Genomic DNA, 15,122 nt, shown 5'->3' with positions numbered 1-15,122 from the left:
GGCCGAAGGCGACGGATTGGACGAGAAGTTCGATCGGTAGCTGCCGTCATATCCGAAGTAGACCTCACCCTCCTTGCCGAGCAGGGTGGCGGGGTTGTTGACCTCTGCGCCGAACGAGAACGACCACTTCGAGACGCCGGGCAGGCGCTGGCCGGAGATGTTGCAGTTGGCCGGGCTGAGCGCGCCGGGAACGCCGGGCGCGCCGGGGGTCTGGGCCGAGGTGGCGGTGGTGCCGCCCGAAAGCTCCGGCGGGCAGGGTGCGTCCGTGAACTTGCGGTAGGTGGCGTCGGTATAGGCGCCGTTGACGTAGGCATTGAAGCGCTCGCTCGGACGGACCGAGAAGTCCCATTCCACGCCCTGCGAGCGTACCTTCTGGGCATTGGCGAGATAGCCGCGGAGCACGCCGTACTGGCCGTTGCTGACATTGGCCTGATAATTGCCGATGTCGGTGCGGAAGATCGACAGGTTGAAGGTCGCCCGGCGGTCCCAGAACTGGGTCTTGATGCCGGCCTCGTAGTTGTGGACCGATTCGGGCTTCACCGTGGCGGAGGCCAGGATCGGGTTGTTCTGGGCGTCCACCGGCACGCCGTTCTGGTTGATGCCGCCCGATTTGAAGCTCTTGGCATATGTCGCATAGAACAGGATGTCCGGCGTTATCTTGTAGCTGGCGTTGAAATCGTAGCTGAAGTTCCAGTCGCTGAACTCGGGCGAGATTTCCTGCGGGGTGTAGATCGCCAGCTGTGCGGTCTGGCGTGCCGTATAGGACGCCTGGCCCAGCAGCAGTTCGTTGCCCTGGCCGTCGAACACGCGGCGCTGGTAGTAGCCTTCCTTCTTGTCGTAGTTCAGCCGCACGCCCGGCTGCAGGGTGAGTTCGGGCGTGAGATGCCAGCTGAGCTGACCAAACAGCGCGGCGCTCGTGTTCTTGAGATACTGCGTATTGTAGGCGACGAGGCCGTTCAGCACGGAGGGGGCGTTGGAAAGCGCATTCGATGGCGCGATGCTCCAGCGGCTGGCCGCGGCGCCCTGCGCTTCGGTGCCCTGCGTATCGATCCGCTGGTAGAAGCCGAAGGCGCCGACCACGAAGTCGATCTTGTCGCTGCTGTAGTTGTAGCGCAGCTCCTGCGTATACTGGTCCTGCTGCGAGGGGTTCTGCGAGAGTGCGACGATCGGCAGGCCGGTGAAGTCGCGGTCGTTCGAAGGATCCCAGTCCCAGAACCGCCAAGCGGTGATCGAGGTCAGCTGACCCGCGCCCAGGTCCCACTTCACGCGCAGCGAAGCGCCGCCGATCTTGTTCTTGGCCTGGAGCGGCGTGTCGAGATCTGTGCGCCGATCGAAGGGGTTGGTGCTGGGCGGTACATAGCCCTGCGCGGCGGCGAGTGCGGCGTACTGGCGGTTCAGCGCGCGCTGCGTGAGGCCGGTGCGAACATAGACGGAGCCGCAGCAATTGGCGTCCTGGGTGCTGTAATCGCCGGCAAGCGTGATCGCCAGATCGGCAGTGGGCTGCCAGAGAAGCTGGCCGCGCAGGCCGAGGTTGTCCTGGCTCTGGATCCACTGGTCAGTGGTGACGTTGCGGATCGTGCCGCGCCGGTCGGTCGAGGATATCGCCAGGCGCGCCGCCAGCTTGTCGGTCAGCGGGCCGGAAATGGCGGCCTTGGCCTGCTTGAAGTTGTAATTGCCGATCGACACTTCCGCCTTGCCTTCGAAATCGAACGTCGGCTGGTTGGTGGTGATGTTGATGGCGCCTGCCGTGGTGTTCTTGCCATAGAGCGTGCCCTGCGGGCCGCGCAGCACCTCGATCTGGGCAACGTCCAGGAAGTCGAACGTGGCCGAAGCGACACGCGAATTATAGACATCGTCGATGTAGATGCCGACGCCCTGCTCGATCCCGTCGTTGGTCAGGCCGAACGGCACGCCCAAGCCGCGAATGTTCACGGCGGTGTTGCGCGGATTGGAGGAATAGAACTGCAGGGTCGGCGTCAGCTGCTGGAGGCGGCCGACGTTGAACGAGCCAGTGGAATCGATGTGCTCTCCGCCCACCACCGAGATCGCCAGCGGCACTTCCTGGCTGGATTCCTGGCGGCGGCGCGCCGTCACGAAGATTTCGTTGCCCCGGTCATGCGCGCCGGTGCCGACGGAGGTCGGTGATTCCTGTTCGGCGGCGGAACCTGCAGCGGCATCCGCGGTAGCCACGGCAGGAGCCGCCCCCGGTGCGGTCTCGCCGGCCAGCGCGGGCGTGGTGGCCAGCATCAGCGGGGCGAGCGTGAACGTCAGGCATGCGAGCGGAAGCGGGGCCGGCAGCGGCCCGCGAATGGTCTTTCTCATGAGATCCCCCTTGTTTTTTCGAAGGGCCTCACATCCGGTGGTCCGGTCTGGTTGGCAGGAAATTGATTTTCCCGGTCAGCGATTGCCGGGTTGGTAACTGCCGGGGCAGCGCGCGCTTATGAAGCGAAGCGCCGCCGCTCGGTGATGTCGAGCTGCACCAGCTTGCCATCGTGGACTGTCAGTTGGATGACGCCGTAGCGCATCTGGTCCAGGGCATCGGCGACCACTTCGAGCGGTGCCGCCTTGGGATCGTCATTCCCGGAATCCCTGGAGAGGTGCCGTCCCGATCGCTGGTTGTCCGATAACGGTTGAGACATTGCGTATCTTCCTCTGAGCGCGGCTCTTCCCCGCCGCTGCCCCTCTCTATTCTCAACTGAATAAGTAGACAATACACCTAGCCGAAAGTTTCTCGTTTTCGCGCCCAAGCAAAAACTATTTACGCCGAAGCGATGTCTGGCGTTGCCCTTCGACGGATATGGCAATTTCGGGGGACTTAACGGGCACGGCTGACTTTTCGTTCGCCGATTGCCATTGAAAATGAGGGAGTTGGTCGAAGAAAGCGCCCGGCTATGCGCCGCGTCCGCAATCAGTCCTGATCGTCGACCTGGGCGGGGACGGGATCGATGCGATCCGAAAGTCTTACTCCGTCCAGCAGTTCGGCAGTCCGGTCGCGCACTTCCAGCATCAGGGCGCGCGTACGACAATCGCCCTCTTCCAGGCAGTTCTTGCACTTCTCGTGCGCGAAGCGGCTGGCGCATGGCACCAGCGCCAGGGAGCCACGCATCAGGCGGATAAGGTCGCCATAAGTGATGTCGATCGGGGACACCGCCAGCCGATAGCCGCCATCCTTGCCGCGCTGGGAATCGACGATTCCGAAACGGCTCAGTTCGGACAGGATCGTGGTGAGGAACTTGGCCGGAATGTTCTGTGCTTCTGCGATCTGCGCGAGCTGGATCGGACCCTGCCCGTAGTTGTCGGCAAGATGCTGCATGGCGCGGATGGCATAGCGGGTTTTCTGCGAAAGCACGCCTCCGTCATGCCGCACCCTTCGTGGCGATGGCAAGGCCGTTGAGGCCGCATTTCACAGATTGTCAGTCGCTTCGGTTGACAAGCATCCGGCCGGTCAACGCGGGCCGGGCCGGGGCAGACGCGGAGGCGCAGTTGTCGTCCTGGCCTTTGCGGCTTGACCCGGGCGCCCCGTGGCCCCCGCATTTTGCGGTGCAAAAGGATAGAGGCCGCCCCACATGGCGTAGCCCCGCGTCGATAATCTTCCGAATATCGGCGATTTCCATCAGCCCTGCCCTTCGCGGCAGGGGTCACCGATCAAGTACTTATTCGCAAATGCACAAGACCCGATCCGCTCCTCACGACAGATTTTCCCACAAGCGGCCAAAACCACAAACGAGCCGCACACCCGGGAATCGGTCTGACTTTGTTCGGGGAGCTACCATGATGATAAGCACGTCTCGATTTGCCTACGCGCTCGCCTCGAGCGTCTCCCTCCTGGCCTTCGCCTCGGCCAGCGCCCATGCGGAAGAAGCCGATGCCGCCGCCGCCGCGGTGGCAGCCGCCGTGCCGGCGGAAGGCCTTACCGACATCGTCGTCACTGCCGAACGCCGGGACGTCAGCCTGCAGCAGGCCCCGCTTTCCGTCAGCGCGATCACGGCCGAGACGCTGAAGGCCGCGAACATCAACGACATCACCGGGCTCAACGGCACCGTACCGGGCCTGGTCGTCGCCAAGAGCGGCGGCGGAGAGCGCATCATCACCATTCGCGGCGTGGGCTCGGAAACGCCGGAGAACACCAACACCCAGCCGGGCGTGTCCTACCACATCGACGGCGTCTATATCTTCAACTCGATCGCCGCGAGCGCCGCCTTCATCGACGTGGCCCAGGTGGAAGTGCTGCGCGGGCCGCAAGGCACGCTGTTCGGTCAGGGTTCGACCGGCGGCACCATCAATGTCGTCTCGATCGAGCCGAGCACGGACGCCATCAGCGGCAATGTGAACGCCGGCTACGGCAACTACAACTACATGGAAGGCTCGGCCGCGCTGAACGTGCCGCTTTCCGATAGCCTGGCGGTGCGCGGCGCCTTCCAGTTCACCAAGCACGACGGCTATGCCCATGCCACCGAAGTGCCGGGCACCCACGAGTACGACCTCGACGATCAGGACGAAACCGGCTGGCGGCTCGGCGCCAAGTGGCAGCCGGCCTCCAACTTCTCGATCGTGCTGAACACCGTCCAGTTCACCAGCAACACCAACGGCCCCGCGCAGAAGAACATCCTGGATCCCAACCCGGATCCGCGCGAACTGACGCAGGACTATCCCGGCCGCTCGGTGGTCAAGACCCAGCTCTACACCGGCGTCGTCAAGTGGGAGACGCCCTTCGCCACGATCAAGTCGATCACCGGCTACCAGAAGCTCCACTCCGAGCAGGCCTGGGATGCGGACGGCCTCGACACGGCGCTGTTCTATGCCCAGACCTACAACCCGGTCAGCTTCACCGGCGTCGCTTACGACCATGTGCCGCTCTGGGAATCGGATACCAAGAGCTGGAGCCAGGAGATCAACCTGACCTCCAACGGCACCGGCCCGTTCAGCTGGGTGCTCGGCGGCGTCTATCTCCATTCGTCGAACGACCAGTACGTCAACGAATACCGCAGCGACGACGACAACTTCCTGCAGGAAGCCCTGCCCACCGACACCGCCTGGAACGACCCGCTCGTCGCCAACCTGACCTATGCCGAGTTGTCGACGATCAAGCGCGACCTCTATGCCGTCTTCGCGCAGGGCACCTACAACCTCACCAGCCAGCTCAAGCTGACGGCCGGCGTGCGCTACAACCACGACAAGGCCACCGGCACATACGATTCGATGTCCGGCGGCGCGTCCGGCCAGACCTCGGGCGCCTATCTCCAGCCCAGCTCGACCGGCGGCCGCAAGGGCGACGCCTGGACCGGCAAAGTCGCGCTCGACTACCAGATCACGCCCAGCAACATGGTCTATGCAAGCTGGACGCGCGGCTTCAAGCCGGGCGGCATCAACTCTGCGGCCTCCACCGGAGGCAGCTACTCGATCCTGCCGACCTACAAGCAGGAGACCGTCGATTCCTTCGAAATCGGCACCAAGAACCGCTTCCTGGGCGATACGCTCCAGCTCAACGGCTCTGCCTTCCTGTATAATTACAAGAACATGCAGTTCCTGGAGGAAGACCCGATCCTCTACGGCGAAGGCATCAGCAACGCACCCAAGGCGCGGGTCTACGGCCTGGAACTCGAAGGCTCCTACATCCCCACCGAGGGCCTGCGCTTCGACGCGTCGCTGTCGTGGCTGGAAGGCGAGTTCACCTCGCACTACCTTGCGCTCGATCCGACCAATGCCGCGAATGCCCAGAATGCGGCGGGCTATCCCGACTACCTGTTCTGGACCAACTTCTACGCCGCCACCCTGGCGCGCGACGCCGCGCGCGAGGACATCAAGGGCAACCGCATTCCCAAGCTGCCGCGCTGGCAGGGCAATGTGGCGGCGACCTGGAACGGCAAGGTCGGCCCGGGCGAGCTGACCGCCCGCGCCCAGCTGATCTACCGGGGCAAGTACCAATACCGCCTGTTCAACGAAGGCGACGTGGACCTCACGCCTTCCTACACCCAGGTCAATGCCATGCTGAAGTACGAGCCGGAGGGCACCAATACCAACGTGACCCTGCGGGTGATCAACCTGTTCGACAGGAACGGCATCAACTCGCGGTTCTCCGACCCCTATGGCAGCGCCCAGGTGATGGACACGTACATTCCGCCGCGCCAGGTGATCCTTTCGGTCGGCTACAAGTTCTGATCCCTTCCGGCCTTCGCCGGAAAGCAGGAGGGCGCGGCGACTTCGGTCTCCGCGCCCTTCCCGTTTCCGGACATGCCGGCCACTTCCCCGCCGCGGGCCTTGTCCCGGCGTTTCGATCAACTATCTAGGCGCCCGTCATCAAGAGTGTGCAGCCGCAGCATGAGAGCCTGCACCGCGTGTCAGTCCGCGATTCCGTCCGGACGAAGCCCGCAGGAGTAGCAATGCCGCGCAGTGCCCTCGTCCTTTTCGCCGCCTCTCTGGGGTTCTTCTTCGTGACGGCGACGACGTTCACCTCGCTGGGTTACGTCCTCTACACGATGGTCGCGCAGCTCGGCTGGTCGAAGGCGGCCGCCGGCCTCAGCTTCTCGCTGCTGGGCCTCGCCTGCGGCCTCGCGAGCCCTCTGCCGCCATTGCTGATGAAATCCATCGGCACGCGGCTGACGATGTTCGCGGGCTGCCTGGTGCTGGCGGCCGGGTTCTTCATCGCATCCCAGATCGAGCATCTCACCCTCTTCTTCGTGGCCACCACGCTGATGGGCGTAGGCTTCTCGCTGATCGCCCCCTCCCCCGCCGTCTATCTGCTGGCGACATGGTTCCCCCGCACCTCGGCGCGGATGATCGGCTTCTATTTCATGAGCGGCGCGGCCGGCGGGATCGCCGGGCCGCTGATCGTGGGCGCCATCGTCGGCATGACCGGGGACTGGCGCCTCCACTGGCTGGTCATGGCCGTGAGCGCGCTGGCGCTCGGCCTGATCTGCCTGGTCTGCATCCGCGACGCCGTGAAAGTGGAGAGCGTGGAACAAGTGAAGGGCGCGGGCCACGAACAGGACGCTCCCACCGAGCGGAGCGCCTGGACCGTGCGCCAGGCCCTGACGAGCCCCAGCTTCCTGATCCTGGCGCTGATCATGACGGTGGTGCAGACCGCCGTCACTTCGGCCCACTCGATCCTGGTGGCCCATGTCGCCAACCTCGGCGAGGGCGCGGCGCCCGGCGCCATCGCCATGAGTCTGCTCGCCTTCGCCGGAACCGGCGCCAAGGGCGTGACCGGCGCCTTGTGCGAACGCGTCGATCCGCGCCGCATCCTCATTGCCGGGCTCGCGCTTCAGGCCCTGGCCATGGCGCTGCTCTGGTCCGCCTCGCTGGTGCTGGTGGCCACTGCCGCCGCCGCACTGTTCGGGCTGGGCTGGGGCATGGCCTGGCTTTCCGCCCATATCCTGCTGCTGCGCTATTTCGGCGCCGGCATCGCGGGGGACATGACGGCCATGGCCACCACCGCCACGACATTCGCCGTGCTCGGCCCGATCGGCGCCGGACGCATCGCCGACGTGACGGGTGGCTACGGCCTTGCCATCCTGATCTTCGCCCTGCTGCTGGCGGCCGCCACGATCGTCGCCGTGCTGTTCCTGCGCGCACCGGTGCGCCTGCCCACCGCGGCCGAGCCCGACATCGCCGACGGCGCGCTGCTTCCGGCCGAATAGGCGCCTGCCAAAAGTCCCTGCGCCCAGTGCAAAGCATGGACCGCGCAGGCCCGCTAGTCTGGCCGGGTAGCGGGAGGACGCAGGGCGTTCTCCCCGGTCTCACCGACATGGGGATCAGGCAGGAATGACTCTACTCAACGACCCGTTCTTCGACAGCCTCGGCAGCTCCATCAAGAACACGCTCGAGGCCGACACGCTGCCTCCGGCCTGCTATACCGACGAGGAATTCCACCACTTCGAAAAGGCCGCGCTGTTCGAGCACGAATGGCTCTGCGTCGGCCGCGCCGAGTGGCTGGAGCAGCCTGGCGACTTCTTCACGGTGACGCGCGCCGAAGAACCGATCATCGTCACCAAGACCCGCGACGGCAGCGTGAAGGCGCTCTCCGCGGTCTGCCAGCACCGCGCCATGCTGGTGGCGGAAGGGCACGGCAATGCCCGTGCCTTCGTGTGCCCCTATCACCACTGGACCTATGACCTGGACGGCACGCTGGTGGGCGCCCCGGCGATGAACCGGACCTGCAATTTCGACCGGAAAGCGGCGAGCCTGCCCGAGATCCGCCACGAGATCTGGCATGGCTTCGTGTTCATCAACCTCGATCCCGCGGCGGAACCGCTCACCCCCCGCCTGGCCGGCCTGGAGGCCGTCGTCGCCAACTACGATTTCGCCAGCTTGCGCGGTCCCCGTCCCGAGGAGGCCACCGTGTTTCAGTGGAACTGGAAGGTCATGCTGGAGAACAACAACGACGGCTACCACGCCAGCCGCCTGCACGCGGGGCCGCTGCACGACTTCATCCCGAGCGGGCTGGCCTCGTTTCCCGAGGTGCCCGAGAATTCGGCGGGCTACTACCGGCTCAACGGCACGCTTCACAAGAACGCTGCCTTCAATGCCACGCAGAAGGCGATCTTCCCGGTGTTTCCGAAACTCACCGAGGAAGAGCAGAACCGTCTCCTGTTCGTGAACCTGCCGCCCAGCCTCTCGCTGGTCGTGCTCAACGATACCGTGCTCTACCTCATCATGGACCCGCGCTCGGCCCAGTCGCACGCGCTGACCATCGGCACGCTGATGGTGCCCGAGGCGATGGACGATCCGCTGTTCGAACTGAAGATGAAGATGAACGACACGGCCGTCGAAGAGATCGTCAGCCAGGACTTCCATGTCGACGAACTGGTCCAGCAGGGCCTGCGCTCCAAGTTCGCGCCGCGCGGCCGCTATTCCTGGCAGGAGGGCGCCCAGCGGCTGCTCAACGTCTGGCTGGTCGAACGCTACCGCCGCGAATGGGACCGTCGCCGCGGGCCGCAGAACCCCCTGCCCGCGCCGATCACCCGCCTGCGCGCCTGATACACAGAGTTTTACCGTCACCCATTCCCGACGGTCTGCGGCGTCCGGTCTCGTACCGGGCGCCGCCTTTTCTTGAGCGGCGCGAGGAATCAACGATTCGTGCGCGGGATGGCGAGCGCCGGTTCGGACACCCGTTACCCCTTGCGAGCCAGCGGCGGCACCGGCCCAAACGGGCCGGTGCCGCCCAAAATCCACCTTTGGCGGATTTTCAAACACAAGGAGCCGCTATGACCAACACCCTCATCTTCGTCGATTTCGCCACTGACGATCCGGCCAGGACCGGAGAGTTCTACGCCGAAGTCTTCGGCTGGGAGAACGACGCGCGCCCCCACGGCATCTACCACCGCATGGTCCCCGGCGGCTTCTTCCCGAACAAGGACGGCAGCGACAGCCAGATCGGCAATCTCCACCTCGGCGTGTTCGATGCGAACAATGCCCGCCCACACCCGAATCCCGAAGGCGTGGAACCACGCACACTGTCCACCGAGGGCCGCAAGGCGCGCATCTGGGTGCTGATCGGCGACGACGACAGCCCCGAGCGCATCCTCGAAACCGCCGAGAAGCTGGGCGGCAAGGTGCTCTGGCGCAATCACTACTGGAAAGAGTTCAACGGCTACAACCACGCCTTCGCGGACCCTTGGGGCAACGAGATCCTGCTCTGGGGCAAGGCGGGCGAGAATCCGCAGATCCCCGGGGACTACACGCGCGAATAGGAAACGGGCTTCTCCGGCGGCGCGACAAGTTCTTGTGCGCGCCGCCGCAAGACCGCCCGGCCCCCTTCTCCATAGCCTGCGAGCATAGACGCCAACCCCAACCCAGTACCGGGAGCCAGACGCACAATGAGCCGCCTTCCCATCGTTTTCTTCGGACATGGCAGCCCGATGGTGGCGCTGGAGAAGAGCGCCGTCACCCGCACCTGGAACCAGATCGCGAGCAGCATCGGCAAGCCGCGCGCGATCCTGTGCATCTCGGCCCATTGGCAGACGCGCGGCACCGCCGTCACCGCCATGGCCCAGCCGCGCACGATCCATGACTTCGGCGCCTTCCCGCAGGCCCTGTTCGACGTGCAGTACCCCGCCCCCGGCGACCCGGAGCTGGCCGAGCGCGTGCGCGAACTGCTCAGTCCGATGCCGGTGAATCTGGATGCCAACTGGGGCCTGGACCACGGCACTTGGTCAGTGCTCGTCCATGCCTATCCCGAGGCAGACGTGCCGGTGATCCAGCTTGGCATGGACCTTGGCAAGAGCGCGGCCGAGCACTGGCTGGTCGGTCGCATGCTGCGCCCGCTGCGCGACGAAGGCGTGCTGATCATGGGCACCGGCAATATCGTCCACAACCTGCCCGCCATGGACTGGGCCAACCCCGCCGCCGATCCCTATCCCTGGGCTGAGCAGTTCAATGCCGCGATGTGCAAGGCAATCGCCTCGGACGATCCGCAGACCGTGATCGACTACGCGGCGCTGGGCGATGCCGCCCGGCTCTCGGTGCCCAGTTCCGACCATTTCCTGCCGCTGCTCTACGTCCTGGGCGCCCGCCATGAGGACGAAGCGGCGACGTTCGAGCCCGATTTCATCCAGCACAAGTCGCTCAGCATGACGAGCGTGCGGATCGGCGCCGCGTAAAGCCGCACGCGCCCCGACCTCTTTCCTTCCCAACAGGAGTTCCGATGGCACTGATCAGCCTAAAGCCCGAGCCAGCAAGGGAGACCGCCCTCCAGCCGTCGGCCCTGCACCATCTTCGGGCCACGCCGGAAACGGTGCACTGGGGCTACTTCTCGCCCGAGATCAAACCGGCGCTCTATGTGAAAAGCGGCGACCTGATCCAGGCGCAGGCCGTCACGCACCATGCCGGCGACGATCCGGAACTGATGTTCGACGACGACATCCGCCGCATCTTCACCGAGATCGACCCCGCCACTCGCGCGCCGGGCTGCCACATCATGACCGGCCCGATCTTCGTCGAGGGCGCGGAGCCCGGCGACATGCTGGAAGTGCGCTACATGGCGATGCGTCCGCGCTTCAACTACGGCTCGAACCTCGCGGCCAACTGGGGCCATCTCTACCAGGAATTCGGCGAGACCGAGCGCGTCACGATCTACAAGATCGACCCCAACGCCAATACCGCCAGCGCGCTCTACGCCTATGACGTGGACGAGAAATACGTGGTCCCCGGCCGCATCACCCATTGCCCGGAATGCGACCGTTCGGCCGCGCTGCCCGGCATCACCATCCCGGCCCGCCCGCACCTGGGCACGGCGGGTGTCGCGCCCGCCGTCAACGAGGCGGTGAGCACGATTCCCCCCGGCCTTCACGGCGGCAATATCGACAACTGGCGCATCGGCGCGGGCGCGACGATGTACTACCCAGTGCAGGTCAAGGGCGGCCTGTTCTCGATCGGCGACCCCCATATCAGCCAGGGCGACGGAGAGATCAGCGGCACGGCCATCGAAGCCTCGCTCGACGTGCTGTTCCAGATCGTGCTGCGCAAGGACTTCTCGTTCCCCTCGCCGCTGCTGGAGACGCCGGATTGCTGGATCGTCCACGGCTTCGGCGAGAACCTAGACAAGGCGATGAAGTCAGCCTCGATCGACATGCTCCACCTCCTCACCGAGCACCAGGGCCTTTCCCGCAACGACGGCTATTCGCTGATGAGCGTCGCCGCCGACTTCGGGGTGACTCAGGTGGTGGACGGCACCCAAGGCATTCACTGCCGCATCGAACGCCGAATCTTCCCCGAGAAGGGCAGCGTTAGAGATCCTGAATAGGAACGGCCCGATAACAACGAACGCACCGGATGCGAGAGCCCTCACTCCGCATCCGGTGCGTGCCCACGAAGAAAACCGGAGCCCGACAATGGGTTATGAATTGATCGACGTCCGCCCCATGACCAAGCGCATCGGCGCGGAGATCTTCGGGATCGATTTGCGCCAGCCGCTCGGCAACCAGGCTTTCACCGAGATTCACGAGGCGCTGATGAAGCACCAGGTGGTGTTCTTCCGCGATCAGGACATCGATCACGAAGCCCACAAAGCCCTTGGCCGCGCCTTCGGCCAACTGGCGATCCATTCCGGCGTTGCCGGGCTTCCCGACCATCCCGAAGTCGTGGCCATCCATGCCGACGAGAATTCGAAGTTCGTCGCGGGCGAGAACTGGCATTCGGACCTTTCGGCCGACGCCGAGCCGCCGATGGGCTCGATCCTCCATATCCACACCCTGCCCGAGGACGGCGGCGACACCCTGTTCGCCAGCATGTACGCCGCTTACGACGCGCTGTCCCCGGCGATGAAGGCCTTCCTCGATCCGCTGACCGCCGTTCACGACGCCAATCCCGTCTACAAGGCGATCTTCCCGGATTCGACCAAGACCTACCCCTGCAATTCGCACCCGGTGATCCGCACCCATCCGGTGACGGGCCGCAAGCTGCTCTTCGTGAACTCTTCCTACACCACGAAGATCAACGAACTGTCGGGCACCGAGAGCAAGGCCGTGCTCGATTTCCTGTTCGAGCACGTCAAGGACGCCAATTTCCACGTCCGCTTCCGCTGGCGGAAGAACTCGGTGGCCTTCTGGGACAACCGTTGCACGCAGCACTTCGCGGTTTGGGACTACTTCCCCGAAGTCCGCTCCGGCTTCCGCGTGACCGTGGCCGGCGACCGGCCATTCTGACCCTTCGCGCCGGCCTGCGCCTGCTGCTCGCCGCATCGGCGCTGAACTGCACAGCGCCGATGCTGGCCGATTCTCCAGCGGAAAGGCTGAAAGGCGAACTCGGCGCCATGGTCGCGGCGGGAGAATTGCCGCAGGCGCTGGTGCTGATCGAGCAGCATGGCACGCCGCTGGTGGAAATCTCCATCGGGCATGCCGACATCGAGACCGGCACACCGATCGCCCGTGACGCGATCTTCCGGCTCTATTCGATGTCGAAGCCGATCACCTCCGCCGGCATCCTGATGCTTGCCGAAAGAGGCAAGCTCGCGCTGACCGACCCTATCGGCAAGTACCTCCCGGCAATGGCGGACCTGCGGGTCTGGGACGGCAGCAGCCACAGCCCGGCCGAAACCGTGGCCGCGGCCCGCCCGGTCACGATCGAGGACTTGCTGCTCCACCGCTCCGGCCTGACCTATGAGTTCATGGGCGATACGCCGGTCCAGCGCTGGTACCGCGAAAACGGCGTCAGCCGCACCACGGCGGTGGCCAGTGCCGGGCCGCAGGTTCCGCCCGCCGCCACGCTGGATCAGTTGATCGCCCGCCTCGGCAAGGCGCCGCTGCTCCACCAGCCGGGCGAGCGCTTCAGCTACGGATTTTCAACTACGGTGCTCGGCGCGGTGATCGAGCGCGTGTCGGGCGCGAGTCTCGATGCTTTCCTCCAGTCGCAGATCTTCGGCCCTCTGGAGATGAAGGACACCACGTTCGTGGTGAGCGACGCGCAGGCCCCGCGCCTTGTCACCGGCTATGTCGCCAGTGCCGAAGGCCTGAGGCCGGTGGACCGCCAGGAAACCTCGGAATACCGCGACCCCGCTCGATTGCGCGACGGCGGAGGCGCCTTGGCGGGAACGCTGGAGGACTATCGCCATTTCGCGGAGATGCTGGCCAACCGCGGCACCTGGCGGGGCCGGCGCCTGCTGAGGCCGGAAACCGTCGACGCCATGTTCACCCCGCGCCTGCGCACCGGTGGCGGAGAGCATCTCGATGCGGGTTTCGGCCTGGGACTGGCCATCGGCGATGCCGGGACCGAGGCACGGGGCGGGCTGCCGGTCGGCGCCGGAAGCTGGTCGGGCTCGGCCAATACCTACTTCTTCGTGGACCCCGCGCACGCCGTGGTGGCCGTTCTCATGACCAACGAACTCATCCCCGGCGCATTCGAGGCGCGGACCTGGAAGCTGCGCGAGGCGCTGGACCGGGCGACACTGGCGGTCGTGCAGCGCTAGCCAGCCATCTTGCGGCGAAACTGGCCCTCGGGCCGAATTCGCCTATAGTGCCGGACATGAGCGACACGTCCCCAGCCGCCGCCGCGAAGCCCGCGACATTCCCCTGTTTCGGCCTTTCGCCCTGGGCCATCGCCGTCCCCCTGATCGCCATCGCCGCCATCGCGCTGGGCAAGCCTTCGGGCATCCCGATGGCGGTCGTGCTGGCGCTGGTGCTCGGCGGAGCGATCATGTCGGCGGTCTACCATGCCGAAGTGATCGCGCACCGCGTGGGCGAGCCGTTCGGCACACTGATCCTGGCCTTTGCCGTCACCGTGATCGAAACCTCGCTGATCGTCTCGATCATGCTGAGCGACGGCAACGGCACCCAGACCCTGGCGCGCGACACGGTTTTTGCCGCCGTGATGATCACGATCAACGGCATCGTCGGCGTCTGCCTGCTGCTGGGCGGCGGGCGGCATCACGAACAGGGCTATACGCAATCGGGCGTCAACCACGGGTTGGCGATCCTGGCGACGCTTTCAGTGCTGACGCTGGTGATGCCGAACTACACCACGAGCGAGGCCGGGCCCTTCTACAACGCCAACCAGCTGATCTTCGTCGCCGCGGATTCGCTGATCCTCTATGCGACGTTCGTCGTGGCCCAGACCATCCGTCACCGGGACCATTTCCTCTATCCCGAGGAGAGCGACGGCACGCATGAGAAGGTTCCGGCGGTCAAGGCCATCGCCGCAGGCGTCATGCTGCCGGTGGCGCTGATACCCGTGGTCCTGCTGGCCAAGGCGCTCTCGCCCTCGATCGAGGCGGGCGTTGCCGCCATGGGCGCGCCGCATGCCATGGTCGGCATCATCATCGCTGCGCTGGTGCTGGCGCCGGAGAGCCTCGCCGCGCTGTCGGCGGCGCGGGCGAACCGGGTGCAGACCAGCCTCAATCTCGCGATCGGCTCCGCGCTGGCCACCATCGGCCTGACGATCCCCGCCGTCGCCATCGCCTCCATGGCCATGGGGCTGGACCTTGAACTGGGCCTCTCCTTCAAGTCGATCGCCCTGCTCGGCCTGACGCTGCTGGTGGCGACGATGACGCTGAGCACCGGGCGGACCACGCTCGTCCAGGGCATGGTCCATCTGGTGATCTTCTCGACCTACCTCTTCACCACGCTGGTGCCGTGACGATGGTTCTGCCAGGCGGCAGGTGGCGTAAAGGGCCACCCGGCGCCTAACCCCGG

12 protein-coding genes (1 of these 12 cut by a window edge) are annotated in these 15,122 nt (G+C 65.4%); 9 read left to right on the top strand and 3 right to left on the bottom strand.

Going from position 1 to position 15,122, the window contains the following annotated elements:
* The 3 genes from AC1VV3_RS10150 to AC1VV3_RS10140 form a co-directional block, all read right to left on the bottom strand.
* A protein-coding gene (locus tag AC1VV3_RS10150) for a TonB-dependent receptor (protein WP_465128272.1) crosses the window boundary here: on the bottom strand, positions 1-2,247 show its 5' portion. Its footprint begins 207 nt before the window's first position; only the first 2,247 of its 2,454 coding nucleotides appear in the window; the start codon lies at positions 2,245-2,247; the stop codon falls past the left edge of the window.
* 191 nt (positions 2,248-2,438) lie between these two features.
* Positions 2,439-2,639, bottom strand: a complete 201-nt coding sequence (locus tag AC1VV3_RS10145; protein WP_132269986.1) for a YezD family protein — start codon at positions 2,637-2,639, stop codon at positions 2,439-2,441.
* A 269-nt stretch (positions 2,640-2,908) separates the two neighbouring features.
* Complete coding sequence (locus tag AC1VV3_RS10140; protein ID WP_132269984.1) at positions 2,909-3,349, bottom strand: RrF2 family transcriptional regulator; 441 nt, start codon at positions 3,347-3,349, stop codon at positions 2,909-2,911.
* A 422-nt stretch (positions 3,350-3,771) separates the two neighbouring features.
* Between AC1VV3_RS10140 and AC1VV3_RS10135 the strand changes: the two genes are divergently transcribed.
* The 9 genes from AC1VV3_RS10135 to AC1VV3_RS10095 all read left to right on the top strand — a co-directional run bounded on the left by AC1VV3_RS10135 (position 3,772) and on the right by AC1VV3_RS10095 (position 15,066).
* A complete protein-coding gene (locus AC1VV3_RS10135) occupies positions 3,772-6,159 on the top strand; it encodes a TonB-dependent receptor (protein ID WP_465127721.1) in 2,388 nt (795 codons plus the stop codon).
* A gap of 221 nt (positions 6,160-6,380) precedes the next feature.
* A complete protein-coding gene (locus AC1VV3_RS10130; RefSeq protein ID WP_465127720.1) occupies positions 6,381-7,637 on the top strand; it encodes an MFS transporter in 1,257 nt (418 codons plus the stop codon).
* A 124-nt stretch (positions 7,638-7,761) separates the two neighbouring features.
* Positions 7,762-8,976: an aromatic ring-hydroxylating oxygenase subunit alpha gene (locus AC1VV3_RS10125; protein ID WP_482961679.1), complete on the top strand. Its 1,215-nt coding sequence runs from the start codon at positions 7,762-7,764 to the stop codon at positions 8,974-8,976.
* Between the two features lie 227 nt (positions 8,977-9,203).
* Entirely contained in the window at positions 9,204-9,689 is a 486-nt protein-coding gene (locus tag AC1VV3_RS10120) for a VOC family protein (RefSeq protein ID WP_482961678.1), read from the top strand.
* A 126-nt stretch (positions 9,690-9,815) separates the two neighbouring features.
* Positions 9,816-10,598 (top strand): 4,5-DOPA-extradiol-dioxygenase, encoded by a 783-nt coding sequence (gene ygiD, locus AC1VV3_RS10115; RefSeq protein ID WP_465127717.1) that lies wholly within the window; start codon positions 9,816-9,818, stop codon positions 10,596-10,598.
* A gap of 44 nt (positions 10,599-10,642) precedes the next feature.
* Entirely contained in the window at positions 10,643-11,740 is a 1,098-nt protein-coding gene (locus tag AC1VV3_RS10110; RefSeq protein WP_132269976.1) for an acetamidase/formamidase family protein, read from the top strand.
* 88 nt (positions 11,741-11,828) lie between these two features.
* The gene (locus AC1VV3_RS10105) at positions 11,829-12,641 is read left to right on the top strand and encodes a TauD/TfdA dioxygenase family protein (protein WP_134094871.1); all 813 of its coding nucleotides are present in this window, start codon (positions 11,829-11,831) and stop codon (positions 12,639-12,641) included.
* Positions 12,642-12,700: 59 nt separating this feature from the next.
* Positions 12,701-13,900, top strand: coding sequence for a serine hydrolase domain-containing protein (locus AC1VV3_RS10100; RefSeq protein ID WP_465127715.1), 1,200 nt, complete (start codon positions 12,701-12,703; stop codon positions 13,898-13,900).
* Positions 13,901-13,956: 56 nt separating this feature from the next.
* Positions 13,957-15,066 (top strand): calcium:cation antiporter, encoded by a 1,110-nt coding sequence (locus AC1VV3_RS10095; protein WP_132269972.1) that lies wholly within the window; start codon positions 13,957-13,959, stop codon positions 15,064-15,066.
* The last annotated feature ends 56 nt before the right edge of the window (positions 15,067-15,122 follow it).

Source organism: Novosphingobium sp. BL-S-34 (genome assembly GCF_056857015.1).
The sequence above is the reverse complement of the archived record's forward strand: the minus strand, read 5'-3'. Positions and strand labels throughout refer to the sequence as shown.